Below are 12,536 nucleotides of genomic sequence, written 5' to 3'. Positions count from 1 at the left end.
TTTTCCAGAGGGGCGAGGCACATGACATTCAACCAAGCCGTAAGAACATGTTTCTCTAAGTTTCTCACGTTCTCGGGGCGCGCATCGCGGCCTGAGTATTGGTTCTTTTTCCTGTTCATCGTGATCTGGAACGTGATCGCCGGCATCATTGACTGGCAGATGTTCACTCAGGTCGTTGAAACTGAGGTGAATGGCGTCAAAACCATCACCGCCACGTCCAGCCAACCGGTGCAGAGCCTGGTTGGTCTTATCGTTTTCCTGCCCCACCTCACCGTCGCCTGGCGGCGGATGCATGATACCGGTCGCAGCGGGATTTATGCCCTGCTCCCGATTTTGCTGATTGTGGGTGCGTTTGGCGTGCTGTTCTTTGGCATCGGCATCGCGTCGAGCTTTGCCGCGGGCGGCTCTCTTGACCTTCTCTTTACCCGCGCCACGCTATTGGTGCTGGTTCCGACGATGCTTGTGCTCATCGTCTCTCCGCTGCTGGTTCTGTGGTGGCTCACCCGCCCCAGCCAGCCCGGCACAAACCAATACGGTCCCAACCCAACAGAGGTACAATCATGACCGAACATACACCCAATGACGTGTTCCACGCCTCAAGCTTTATGCAGGGGCACAATGCCGAGTATCTGGAGCAGCTGTATGCTCAATACGCCAATGACCCGAACGCGGTGGATGCCGCCTGGGCCGAGTTCTTTCGTCAGATGGGTGACACGGAACTGGACGTAAAGGCCGAGGCCGCTGGCCCGTCCTGGGCGCGACCCGATTGGCCGCCGATGCCCGATGGCGAGGTTATGGGTGCCCTGACCGGCGAATGGCCTGCGGGCGAGACGCAGGCGGCCTAGCAAGAAGATCAAGGATCAAGCCGCAAAGACAGGCGTCGAGGTGAGCGACGACCAGATCAAACGCGCGGTGCTGGATTCGATCCGGGCGCTGATGATCATCCGGGCCTACCGGATCCGGGGCCATCTGGTCGCAGATCTGGATCCGCTCGGCATGCGTTCGGGCACCCCACATCCTGAACTGGACCCCAAAACATACGGCTTCACTGACGCCGACATGGATCGCCCGATCTTTATCGACAATGTGCTGGGGCTTCAGGTCGCCTCGATGCGCCAGATCGTCGAGATCGTGAAGCGAACCTACTGTGGCACGTTCGCGCTGCAGTACATGCACATCTCGAACCCCGAAGAGGCCGCCTGGCTGAAAGAGCGGATCGAAGGGTTCGGCAAGGAAATCTCGTTCACCCGAGAAGGGCGCAAAGCGATCCTGAACAAGATGGTCGAGGCCGAAGGGTTCGAGAAGTTCCTGCATGTGAAATACATGGGCACCAAGCGGTTCGGTCTGGACGGCGGCGAAAGCCTGATCCCGGCGATGGAGCAGATCATCAAGCGTGGCGGTGCCTTGGGTCTGCAGGACATCGTGGTCGGCATGCCCCACCGGGGACGTCTGAACATTCTGGCCAACGTGATGGCCAAGCCGTATCGCGCCATCTTCAACGAATTCCAGGGCGGCAGCTTTAAGCCCGAAGATGTCGATGGATCCGGCGATGTGAAGTATCACCTGGGTGCCTCGTCAGATCGTGAATTTGACGGCAACTCTGTCCACCTGTCGCTGACGGCCAACCCCTCACACCTTGAGGCGGTGAACCCTGTGGTTCTGGGTAAGGTTCGTGCCAAGCAGGATCAGTTGAACGACGAGGACCGCACCAAGGTCATGGCCATCCTGTTGCATGGCGACGCGGCCTTTGCCGGTCAGGGTGTTGTGGCCGAGGGCTTTGGCCTTTCGGGTCTGCGCGGTCACAAGACCGGCGGCACCATGCACATCGTGGTCAACAACCAGATCGGGTTTACAACTGCGCCGCACTTCAGCCGGTCCAGCCCCTACCCCACCGACATCGCGCTGATGGTTGAGGCACCGATTTTCCATGTAAACGGCGACGACCCCGAGGCGGTTGTGCACGCGGCCCGTGTCGCGACCGAGTTCCGCCAGAAGTTCCACAAGGACGTCGTCATCGACATCTTCTGCTACCGCCGGTTTGGTCATAACGAGGGCGACGAGCCCATGTTCACCAACCCGATCATGTACAAGAAGATCAAGACCCACAAAACGACCCTGTCGCTTTATACCGAGCGTCTGGTCAAGGACGGGTTGATTCCCGAGGGCGAGATCGAAGACATGAAAGCCGCCTTCCAGGCGCATCTGAATGATGAGTTCGAAGCCGGGAAAGACTACAAACCCAACAAGGCCGACTGGCTGGATGGGCGCTGGTCCCATCTGGACAAGAACAAGGACGAATACGTTCGCGGCGAAACGTCGATCACGCCGGAAACCCTGGCCGAGGTTGGCGCATCGCTGAGCAGCGTCCCTGAAGGCTTCCCCATGCACAAGACTGTCGGTCGCCTGCTGGACGCCAAGAAAAAGATGTTCGACAGCGGCACCGGCTTTGACTGGGCTACGGGTGAGGCCCTGGCCTTTGGTTCGCTTCTGACCGAAGGCTATCCTGTGCGCCTGTCGGGGCAGGATGCAACACGCGGCACCTTCTCGCAGCGCCATTCGGGTATCGTCAATCAAGAGACGGAAGAGCGGTATTTCCCACTCAACAACATCCGCGCGGGTCAATCGCAATACGAAGTCATTGACTCAATGCTGTCGGAATATGCGGTGCTTGGGTTTGAGTATGGCTTTTCGCTGGCTGAACCCAACGCTCTGACCTTGTGGGAGGCGCAGTTTGGCGACTTTGCCAACGGTGCACAGATCATGTTCGACCAGTTCATCAGCTCGGGCGAGAGCAAATGGCTGCGGATGTCCGGTCTGGTCACGCTTCTGCCGCACGGGTTCGAGGGGCAAGGCCCCGAACACTCGTCGGCACGTCTGGAACGCTTCCTGCAGATGTGCGGTCAGGACAACTGGATCGTGGCGAACTGTACGACGCCAGCGAACTATTTCCACATCCTGCGCCGTCAGCTGCACCGCACCTTCCGCAAGCCGTTGATCCTGGTGACGCCCAAGTCGCTGTTGCGCCACAAGCTGGCGATCAGCACGGCCGAAGATTTCACCACCGGATCAAGCTTTCACCGGGTGCTGTGGGATGACGCGCAAAAGGGCAATTCGGACACCAATCTGGTGGCGGATGACAAGATCAAGCGGGTCGTTATGTGCTCGGGCAAGGTCTACTATGACCTGCTGGAGGAACGCGACGCGCGCGGCATCGACGATGTCTATCTGCTGCGGATCGAACAGTACTACCCGTTCCCGGCGCATTCTCTGATCAACGAACTGGAGCGCTTCAAGGGTGCCGAGGTGATCTGGTGTCAGGAAGAGCCCAAGAACCAGGGGGCCTGGTCCTTTATCGAGCCCAACATCGAATGGGTCCTGACCCGGATCAAAGCCAAACACACACGGCCACGCTATGTCGGCCGCGCCACATCGGCCTCGCCTGCCACAGGTCTGGCCAGCCAACACAAAGCACAACAAGAAGCGCTGGTGAACGAAGCGCTGAGCATCGAAGGAAACTAAAGCATGACAACCGAAGTTCGTGTCCCCACGCTTGGCGAATCCGTGACCGAGGCCACCGTGGCCACATGGTTCAAGAAACCCGGTGATGCCGTTGCCGTGGACGAGATGCTCTGTGAGCTGGAAACCGACAAGGTCACCGTCGAGGTGCCCGCCCCTACCGCTGGCGTCATGGGGGAAATCGTCGCTGCCGAGGGTGATACCGTCGGCGTCAACGCGCTGCTGGCCACCATCACCGCAGGTGAAGGAGCGGCCCCAGCACCTGCGGCGGCTCCGGCTGCTGCCGCTGCGCCGTCCGGCGACAATGTTGACGTCATGGTCCCCACGCTGGGTGAATCCGTGACCGAGGCGACCGTGTCGACCTGGTTCAAGGCCGTGGGTGACACCGTCGCGCAGGACGAAATGCTCTGTGAGCTGGAAACCGACAAAGTCTCGGTCGAGGTCCCTGCCCCGGCAGCGGGTGTTTTGGCCGAAATCACCGCCCCCGAAGGCGCCACCGTGGATGCTAGCGCCAAGCTGGGCGTGATCTCGTCCTCGGGCGCTGTGGCTGCCGCTCCGGCGGCGGCTGTGTCGGCTCCGGCTGCTTTGGGTAAAGACGTGGCCAATGCGCCGTCGGCCGAGAAAGCGATGGCCGAGGCTGGCATCAGCGCCGCTGCCGTGACCGGCACCGGTCGCGATGGTCGCATCATGAAGGACGACGTGGCCCGTGCCGTGGCAGCAGGGGCTACAGCCCCAGCGCCTGCGGCGGCTGTGCCCACCCCCGCTGCCCAAGCGCCGCGCGCGCCAGTCGCGGCCGATGACGCCGCTCGCGAAGAGCGGGTCAAGATGACCCGTCTGCGTCAGACCATCGCCAAGCGCCTGAAGGACAGCCAGAACACCGCCGCCATGCTCACCACCTATAACGAGGTGGACATGACCGAGGTGATGGCCCTGCGCAATCAGTACAAAGCAGAGTTCGAAAAGAAGCATGGCGCACGCCTTGGCTTTATGTCGTTCTTCACCAAGGCCTGCTGTCACGCGCTGAAAGAAGTGCCTGAGGTCAACGCCGAAATTGATGGCACCGACATCGTCTACAAGAACTTCGTCCACATGGGCGTAGCTGCCAGGCACTCCTACGGGTCTGGTGGTTCCGGTCATCCGGGATGCGGACTCCATGTCATTCGCGGACATCGAAAAGGCGATTGCCGAAAAGGGCAAGCGCGCCCGCGACGGCAAGCTTTCGATGGCGGAAATGCAGGGCGGAACCTTCACGATCTCGAACGGCGGTGTCTATGGCTCGCTGATGTCCTCGCCGATCCTGAACCCGCCGCAGTCGGGCATCCTGGGCATGCACAAAATCCAGGACCGTCCGATGGCGATCAACGGTGAAGTGGTGATCCGCCCGATGATGTATCTGGCGCTGAGCTATGACCACCGCATCGTCGACGGCAAGGGTGCCGTGACATTCCTGGTGCGCGTCAAGGAAGCGCTGGAAGATCCGCGTCGTTTGTTGATGGATCTGTAATCATATGACCGACCTTCCCTATAGAGGGCAGCGCCTGACCCTGGTTGGGCGCAAGGCGTCCTCCCTTGGGGAGGGTCGGGCGCTGCCCGGCTATGCCGGGCCGATCTTTCTAAACTGTACTCATGGATGGGAACATTCGGAGCAATGACCCCCGAACTCCTCACCCTCACCCTCGCCGCCCTGCTTTGGGGCGTGCAGTTTTTCTCTACCTCGCCTCCGGCCACGGCTCGGTCGATTTGAATGCCGCCATGGGGCCGCGGGATGTGCCGTTTGCCCGTCCCCCGATCTGCGCGCGCCTGCACCGCGCGCTGAGCAACCACACCGAGGGGTTGGTTCTCTATGCCATTGCGGCGCTGGCGATCACCGTCACCGATCAATCCACCGTCTTCACCACTGCCTTTGCCTGGATATACCTGGCAGCACGGGTGCTTTATGTGCTTAGCCTATGCTTTCGGCTGGACGCCCGGGCGGACGCTCATCTGGATGGCAGGGTTCTTTGCGACGATGGCGATGCTTGTGGCGGCCCTTCTATGACCTTTCACTTTTTCCCATATACTCCGGGGAGGCCCATCGGGCCGGGGGCAGCGCCCCCACCCCGACACAACCACAAAGGACCACGTAAATGGCTAACTATGACGTCATCATCATCGGTGCAGGCCCGGGCGGCTATGTGTCGGCAATCCGCTGCGCTCAACTGGGCCTGAAAACCGCTGTGGTCGAGGGGCGCGAGACCCTGGGCGGCACCTGTCTGAACGTGGGCTGTATCCCATCCAAAGCGTTGTTGCATGCGACCCATATGCTGCATGAGGCCGAGCACAACTTTGCGGACATGGGCCTGAAAGGCAAAACGCCGTCGGTCGATTGGCCCCAGATGAAAAGCTATAAGACGGACGTGGTTGGTCAGAACACCGGCGGTATCGAGTTTCTGTTCAAGAAGAACAAAATCGACTGGATCAAGGGCTGGGCGTCGATCCCGGCGGCGGGCAAGGTGCAGGTTGGCGACGACATGCATGAGGCCAAAAACATCGTGATCGCCTCTGGGTCGGTACCCTCGTCACTGCCAGGTGTTGAGATCGATGAGAAAATCGTCGTGACCTCGACCGGGGCGTTGGAACTGCCGAAAGTGCCAAAGAAGATGGTTGTGATCGGGGCTGGTGTGATCGGGCTGGAACTCGGTTCGGTCTATGCGCGTCTGGGATCCGAGGTCACGGTCGTTGAATACATGGACGCGGTCTGCCCCGGTATGGACAAGGATGTGCAGCGCACGTTCAAGCGGATCCTGGAAAAGCAGAACCTGAAGTTCATCATGGGTGCCGCTGTGCAAGGGGTAGAGACCACCAAATCCAAGGCCAAGGTCAAATACCAGCTCAAAAAGGGTGGCGACGAAGAGGTGATCGACGCCGATGTGGTGCTGGTTGCCACCGGCCGCAAACCCTATGCCGAGGGGCTGGGCCTGGACGCGCTTGGCGTCAAGATGACCGAACGTGGTCAGATCGCCACCGATGCGCAATGGCGCACCAATGTGCCGGGCGTCTATGCCATCGGTGACGTGATCGAAGGCCCGATGCTGGCGCATAAGGCCGAGGACGAGGGTATGGCCGTGGCCGAGGTAATCGCGGGCAAGCATGGCCACGTGAACTATGGCGTGATCCCCGGCGTCGTCTACACCACCCCCGAAGTGGCCACCGTCGGCGCGACCGAAGATGCGCTCAAGGCCGAAGGGCGTAAGGTCAAAGTTGGCAAGTTCAACTTTATGGGTAACGCACGCGCCAAGGCGGTGCATCAAGGCGAGGGCTTCGTCAAGATCATCGTAGACGCCGAAACAGATCGGGTTCTGGGCGCTGCAATCATAGGCCCTGCAGCCGGCGACATGATCCACGAGATCTGTGTGGCGATGGAGTTTGGCGCCTCGGCCGAAGACATCGCCCTGACCTGCCACGCACACCCAACGTATTCCGAAGCCGTGCGCGAGGCTGCGTTGGCTTGTGGTGATGGAGCCATTCACAGCTAAAGCTTCGGCGCAAAGCGGCCCGGTTTGCTACTTTGCGCCTCATACACAGCGCTTGCCATCGGTTCTGCGCTCGTAGATGCTCACGTAGCCTTGACCCGATCTCGGAGACTATCGCCCGTGACTTCGCCTCGCCTTATCATTTTGGCCCCTGCACCGGTGATTGAAACGCCAGAGGGCGCTCTTCTCGACATCAAGTTCTATGAAGGTATGAAGCGTCACTGCGACCTCTGGCCGGGTCCCGTGACCTGTTTACTTCGAACCGGCGCAACCCATATCGAATACAACGTCCGGCGTACCCGCGAAGAACTGGGATTTGAATTGCGTACGGTCGGCTTAGAAGATGAGATCAGTTTGGGCGACATATCAGACCAAGATCTGGTTATGTGTAGCGCCGATGATCATACCAATCTGCACATCTCGACGCTGGCAAAAGGGACAGGGATCAAGACGGTTTATGTGATCGAGTATATTCTGGAGACACGATTACAGATTGCATGGTTGGAACCTGACACCAGCATGTTCAAACGGTTGAAATCCATCGCATGGAACCTGCTACAAGAGCGACGTAGGATCGGCGCATTGCGAGCGTGCGATGCTCTGCAAAGCAATGGCGCGCCCGGGTTTCTTGCCTATCAGGATAAAGTGCCCGGTGGGCTGACCTATTTCGACAATCGCATGACGCCTGACCTTTTTTGCAGTGACGCGCAGATGCAGGCGCGGCGGGAACGGTTGCGCCGTGGCGAGCCTTTGCGGCTGGTCTTTTCCGGTCGTTTGGAGCCAATGAAAGGCGCCCAAGACCTGGTGCCTATAGTGACACACCTACGGGATCTGGGAGTTGAGGTCACACTGGACATATTTGGTGCGGGACGGCTGCGAGACAGCATTCAGGACGAGATATCGACACGCGGTCTGACCGAATGCGTCACACTGCATGATCCGGTGGATTTTTCGAGTGAGCTGGTACCTTGGCAGATCACAAATGCCGACGTCTACCTATGCTGTCACAAGCAATCCGATCCGTCGTGTACCTATCTGGAAAGTATGGGCTGCGGGTTGGCGATTGCCGGGTATGACAACAAGATGTGGGCCGACCTGGCGCCTCGGAGCGGAGCCGGTTGGACTGTCAAGATGAACGACATCTCTGCAATGGCGGAGCGGCTGGCCCAGTTGGATCAGGATCGCGAGACAGTCGTGCAGGCCTGCGCCCACGCGTTGAAGTTTGCACAGACGCATGATTTCGAAACAGAGTTTGCCCGTCGGATGGTGCATCTGCAGTCGCTGGTCTGATCGTCACTTGCACGCGGCTGGCGTCAGCCAGGCATTCAGGTAAACCTCGAGCTTAGCCGGAAAAATCTTGTGCGCTGTGCAACGCACAGTACTTCAGTGACATGGACTGAATCGCAAAGGCCTGCACCCCTTCGGCAAGCAGATCGGCAGCTATGTCATTTCGTGTTTCGACGGTTTCCATCCACGCCGCAACGATACGAAAATACCGTTCAAAACAATGTGCGATTGGACCAATCTCGGCGATGGCGGCAGCGCCGGAATAGCGCAAAATCAGGTCAAAGACATAACGCTCGGACGTCATAAGATTATGAACGGGCTCCAGCCCACTGATCAACTCGGAGACTGTTTTGGGAGCAGTGCGACCTTCAGCTTGGGTCAGGGTGCTATCAAGTTTGGCCCCTATCAGGATCTCCATCAGCGCATCCTTGTCGCGAAAATGCGCAAAGAATGTCCCCTTGGCAACGCCGGCAGTCTGAACGACATCCTCGACTCTCAGGGCCTCGTATCCGGCCTTGGCAACCACCTCTTCAGACGCAGCGATCAGCTTGGCCCGGGTTTTCAGCGTACGTTTTTGAATCGTCTTTTGCATGTGGCTGGGTCGCACATATTTTGACTATGGTCAAATTTTTATTGACCGCGGTCATTTTTTGATTCTATTAATTGACCATGGTCAATTTTGGAGATTCTCGATGCAACCCAAGAAAATTCTCGTCCTTGATGGACACCCCGCAGAAAGCAGCCTGTCACGGACCTTTGCCCAAACCTATGGTGACGCCGCAAGGAACAAGGGACACGATGTACGCTTTGTTCATCTGAGCGAATTGGACTTTGATCATGACTTTGGTCAGGGCAACTATCACGACTTCAAGCCACTGGAACCTGTGCTGGAGCAGGTACTGCAAGACATCGAGTGGAGCGATCATCTGGTCCTGACAACACCCATGTGGTGGGGCGGCTTGCCTGCCAAACTGAAAGGTCTGATTGATAGGATGTTCATTCCGGGCCGCACCTTTGACACCCGAAAGACCACGCTCGCCGGGCTGCCTGCCCCGATGCTGTCCGGGCGTACAGCGCGAGTCATACTGACGTCAGACACGCCGGGCTGGTTCATGCGGTTGGTTTATCGTCAGGCGCTCATCCGGCAGATGCGTGGGCAGATCCTGGGATTTGTCGGCTTCAAACCAACCAGGTTTACCTATTTTGCAGGCGCAAGCACGCCGAAACCCGATCGCGTGGAACGGTGGATATCACAGGTATCAAAGATCGGTGCGGCAGCGGTGTGACTGTTGCCTTACCACATTGTCTTGGCAGCGCGCGCGCCCATTCGGCATCATAACGCTCGCCGCCTTCTTCGCCATCGCTAACCTCGGCCAGGATCTGGCCGACGGTTGGCAATCCGGCGCTCTGGTCGCCATCGGTCCATGTGCCTGCCCGCATCAGGGCACGGGCACATTGGGTGTAGATCTCGGCGATCTCGATCACGATAACTGTGGCGGGGTGTTTGCCCCTTTGTTCGAACCGGTGGCGCAGCCCCTCGTCCGCAGTCAGTCGCGCTTTTCCGTTCACACGGACCACATTGTTCGATCCGGGAACGACAAACATCAGCGCGACACGCGGATCACGCACGATGTTGCGCAAGCTGTCGAGCCGATTGTTACCGCGCCAGTCGGGCATAGCCAGCGTACCGGGATCCAGTTCCAACACCGCAGGGCCATCATCTCCGCGCGGGCTTCCGTCGGTGCCCTCAGGGCCCACCGTGCTGAGCACACATAGCTTGGAGGCCATGATCCATTTGCGATAAAGCGGTGTCATCCGGCGCGCCACCTTGCGGGTCGCGGCAGCACCCGGGGTACCATAGAGCGCTTCAAGTGCGCTTATGTCCTCAATGTACTGCATTCGGGTCAAACCCCACTTCACGCATCAACTCGTCAGATTTGCTTTCAACTGCAGTTTCGAGTCGCGACATAAAACTGTTGCGCGCAACTCCTGGCTCAATCGGATCGAGGAATTCCACAATGGCGAGCCCTGGTTTACGCATGATGCCAGTGCGCGGCCAGAACACGCCCACGTTAGCAGCCACCGGCACGCATGGATCACCCAGCCCTTCGTACAAAACAGCAGTGCCAACTTTGTACGGTTTCTTCACGCCAGGAGCGACCCGAGTACCCTGAGGGTAAATCACCAACTGACCTGGTTCTTCGAATTCGGCTGCTACATCTTTGACCATTTTTGAGATCGCAGCCCCCTTTTTGCCCCGATTGACCGGTATACACCCCAGGCGCTTGGCATAGAGACCAATGACCGGCGTCCAAAGGAGTTCGCGTTTCATGATGAACTTGCCATGAGGGATGGCGTTGAAGATCAGCAGGATATCGAAGAACGACTGATGTTTTGCCGCGATCAAGACCTGTTCGGTGGGTGGGTTGCCACGTACCTCGGAGCGGATACCGACCATCCAACGCGCCAACCAAATTGTGCTGCGTGCATAGGTTTTGCAAGCGTTCAACGCGCCGCGTTTTGAAACGATCGCATATGGAAGGAACAGAATCCCTAGAAACACCATCCACGCGTAGATCACGATCATGAAGATCAGGGATCTCAGCCATTGAAACGCATTGACCATCACGTCAGCTCCTTAAGTGTTCGCCGAGCAGCTGCCCATGTCGCGCCAAATGCAACGATTGCTCCCATGATCGGCACGGTAAACGGCAACAACCATCCCACCCCGCGAAAGCCCAATCCCGTCAGGAAACCACCCTCTTGCGATGCTTCGGGCAATAGCAGCACACCGCCCATGCCCAAAACAACACCGACCGCGGCACCAACCAGGGTCCGCAATGTGAAACGACGTACAAAAGCACCGGCAATGAAACGGTCTTGCGCGCCAACCAATCGCAGTACTTCAATCACTTGTGCGTTTGCGGAAAGGGCCGCATTGGCGGCCAGGGTAATCATCGCCGCCGTTGCACCGCCAATCAACAAAATCGAAATCAAAGCCAACCGTCTTAAAGAATTCGCCGCTGCCACCAGTGGATCGCGCCATCGTGTGTGATCGTCAAGAACCGCGCCGGGCACTTCAGCGCTCAACCGGAGCCGAAGCCCGGCCTGATCGTAACCTGTGTCACCTTCGATCACTTCGATAAGCTGCGGTACTGGCAGAGTATCCAACGGCAAATCCGGTCCGAACCAAGGGGACAGCAATGCGGTCTGTTCTTCGACGCTTAATGCCCGCGCAGTTTCTACACCGGGGGTCTGGCGCAGGATCTTGAGCGCCAATTCGGTTTGTGCTGCTTTTTGGTCAGCAGGTGCATTGATCCGCAAAGTCGCAGAGCGCGCCAATTCATCTGCCCAACGATCCGCCAAGCGCCCCGACGCCAGGGACAGAGCCAACGCGAAGACCGCCAAAAAAGCCATCGCGCCGGAAACAAATAGCGTCAGCCGCGCCGTGAACCCCGTAGGTGGCACCACCCTGTCGGCCTGCTTGTCGCCCATCAGCAGGCTACGGATCGTTCCGTTGCTCATAGGTCCGCTCCTGCAAGCTGCAATCGACGATTGGAGATTCTAAGAACACGCGCCTGGACCTGACTTTTGGCCGCCCGGATCAATGCAAGATCATGGCTTGCAATCAAAACGGTCTTTCCCATGCGATTCAGTTCCACGAGAAGTTTCAGCAGCCGCTGCGACATTTCCCAATCAACATTACCGGTAGGCTCGTCAGCTATGATCACATCGGGGGACATGATCACCGCCCGGGCAAGGGCAGCACGCTGGCGCTCTCCGCCTGACAATTCGGGAGGCAGGGCGTCGGCACGCGGAGCCAGCCCGACCCATTGCATCAATTCTGTCAAATTTTCTTCTTCACTGGTCATACTCCGACCAGACACGAGCAATGGCAGGGCGATATTTTCCGCCAACGGCAGATGATCCAAAAACCGGCAATCCTGATGAACAACACCGATGCGACGGCGCATCATGGCCATCTGGTCCCGATCTAGATAGCGCATGTCCTGGTCAAAAACGCGGACCTGCCCCGCTGTCGGTTGCAGTGCCCCATAACACAGTTTGAGCAGCGTGGTCTTCCCGGCACCCGACGGGCCCGTCAGGAAATAGAACGAACCCGGCGCAAGCTGCACCGATACTTCGCCCAGCAATTCGCCGCCACCATAGCTGTAGCCGACATTATCCAGCTCGATCAAATTCTGCCCCCTGACGCTTATG

General features: G+C 58.5%; 9 protein-coding genes and 3 pseudogenes. 7 read left to right on the top strand and 5 right to left on the bottom strand.

All coding sequences use genetic code 11. The annotated features are described in order from the left end of the window. Positions 1-21 precede the first annotated feature (21 nt). The 6 genes and pseudogenes from ACZ1HE_RS05190 to ACZ1HE_RS05165 all read left to right on the top strand — a co-directional run bounded on the left by ACZ1HE_RS05190 (position 22) and on the right by ACZ1HE_RS05165 (position 8,318). Positions 22-564 carry a DUF805 domain-containing protein gene (locus tag ACZ1HE_RS05190; protein WP_472619837.1) on the top strand — a complete coding sequence of 181 codons (543 nt, stop codon included), beginning with the start codon at positions 22-24 and terminating at the stop codon, positions 562-564. Continuing rightward, positions 561-3,519: pseudogene (locus ACZ1HE_RS05185) on the top strand (2-oxoglutarate dehydrogenase E1 component). Before ACZ1HE_RS05190 ends, ACZ1HE_RS05185 begins: the two are co-directional and overlap by 4 nt. Positions 3,520-3,522: 3 nt before the next feature. Then, positions 3,523-5,020: pseudogene (gene odhB, locus ACZ1HE_RS05180) on the top strand (2-oxoglutarate dehydrogenase complex dihydrolipoyllysine-residue succinyltransferase). A 122-nt stretch (positions 5,021-5,142) separates the two neighbouring features. Next, complete coding sequence (locus tag ACZ1HE_RS05175) at positions 5,143-5,724, top strand: MAPEG family protein (protein WP_472619836.1); 582 nt, start codon at positions 5,143-5,145, stop codon at positions 5,722-5,724. Next, a complete protein-coding gene (gene lpdA / locus ACZ1HE_RS05170) occupies positions 5,643-7,031 on the top strand; it encodes a dihydrolipoyl dehydrogenase (protein ID WP_472619835.1) in 1,389 nt (462 codons plus the stop codon). The genes ACZ1HE_RS05175 and lpdA overlap by 82 nt, the downstream gene beginning before the upstream one ends. Before the next feature lie 117 nt (positions 7,032-7,148). Beyond that, positions 7,149-8,318, top strand: coding sequence for a glycosyltransferase (locus tag ACZ1HE_RS05165; protein WP_472619834.1), 1,170 nt, complete (start codon positions 7,149-7,151; stop codon positions 8,316-8,318). Between the two features lie 52 nt (positions 8,319-8,370). Here ACZ1HE_RS05165 and ACZ1HE_RS05160 read toward each other — a convergent pair whose 3' ends face one another. Next, positions 8,371-8,907: a TetR/AcrR family transcriptional regulator gene (locus ACZ1HE_RS05160; protein WP_472619833.1), complete on the bottom strand. Its 537-nt coding sequence runs from the start codon at positions 8,905-8,907 to the stop codon at positions 8,371-8,373. Between the two features lie 100 nt (positions 8,908-9,007). Between ACZ1HE_RS05160 and ACZ1HE_RS05155 the strand changes: the two genes are divergently transcribed. Beyond that, entirely contained in the window at positions 9,008-9,601 is a 594-nt protein-coding gene (locus tag ACZ1HE_RS05155) for an NAD(P)H-dependent oxidoreductase (RefSeq protein WP_472619832.1), read from the top strand. 8 nt (positions 9,602-9,609) lie between these two features. Here the strand turns inward: ACZ1HE_RS05155 and ACZ1HE_RS05150 are convergent. From ACZ1HE_RS05150 to ACZ1HE_RS05135, 4 genes and pseudogenes are all read right to left on the bottom strand, one after another. Then, positions 9,610-10,214: pseudogene (locus ACZ1HE_RS05150) on the bottom strand (pyridoxamine 5'-phosphate oxidase family protein). Further along, a complete protein-coding gene (locus ACZ1HE_RS05145; protein WP_472619831.1) occupies positions 10,201-10,941 on the bottom strand; it encodes a lysophospholipid acyltransferase family protein in 741 nt (246 codons plus the stop codon). The pseudogene ACZ1HE_RS05150 and the gene ACZ1HE_RS05145 overlap by 14 nt, the downstream one beginning before the upstream one ends. Further along, positions 10,941-11,840, bottom strand: a complete 900-nt coding sequence (locus ACZ1HE_RS05140) for a cell division protein FtsX (protein WP_472619830.1) — start codon at positions 11,838-11,840, stop codon at positions 10,941-10,943. The genes ACZ1HE_RS05145 and ACZ1HE_RS05140 overlap by 1 nt, the downstream gene beginning before the upstream one ends. Continuing rightward, complete coding sequence (locus tag ACZ1HE_RS05135) at positions 11,837-12,514, bottom strand: cell division ATP-binding protein FtsE (protein WP_472619829.1); 678 nt, start codon at positions 12,512-12,514, stop codon at positions 11,837-11,839. Before ACZ1HE_RS05135 ends, ACZ1HE_RS05140 begins: the two co-directional genes overlap by 4 nt. Positions 12,515-12,536: the final 22 nt, after the last annotated feature.

The organism is Falsiruegeria sp. JB4-1 (genome assembly GCF_055693495.1).
The sequence above is the reverse complement of the archived record's forward strand: the minus strand, read 5'-3'. Positions and strand labels throughout refer to the sequence as shown.

What these genes read in the sequence shown, in the direction of transcription:
- ACZ1HE_RS05190 (WP_472619837.1), top strand. Translation starts at nt 22, where the DNA reads ATGACATTCAACCAAGCCGTAAGAACATGTTTCTCTAAGTTTCTCACG.
- ACZ1HE_RS05145 (WP_472619831.1), bottom strand. Translation starts at nt 10,941, where the DNA reads ATGGTCAATGCGTTTCAATGGCTGAGATCCCTGATCTTCATGATCGTG.
- ACZ1HE_RS05155 (WP_472619832.1), top strand. Translation starts at nt 9,008, where the DNA reads ATGCAACCCAAGAAAATTCTCGTCCTTGATGGACACCCCGCAGAAAGC.
- ACZ1HE_RS05140 (WP_472619830.1), bottom strand. Translation starts at nt 11,840, where the DNA reads ATGAGCAACGGAACGATCCGTAGCCTGCTGATGGGCGACAAGCAGGCC.
- ACZ1HE_RS05160 (WP_472619833.1), bottom strand. Translation starts at nt 8,907, where the DNA reads ATGCAAAAGACGATTCAAAAACGTACGCTGAAAACCCGGGCCAAGCTG.
- lpdA (WP_472619835.1), top strand. Translation starts at nt 5,643, where the DNA reads ATGGCTAACTATGACGTCATCATCATCGGTGCAGGCCCGGGCGGCTAT.
- ACZ1HE_RS05175 (WP_472619836.1), top strand. Translation starts at nt 5,143, where the DNA reads ATGGATGGGAACATTCGGAGCAATGACCCCCGAACTCCTCACCCTCAC.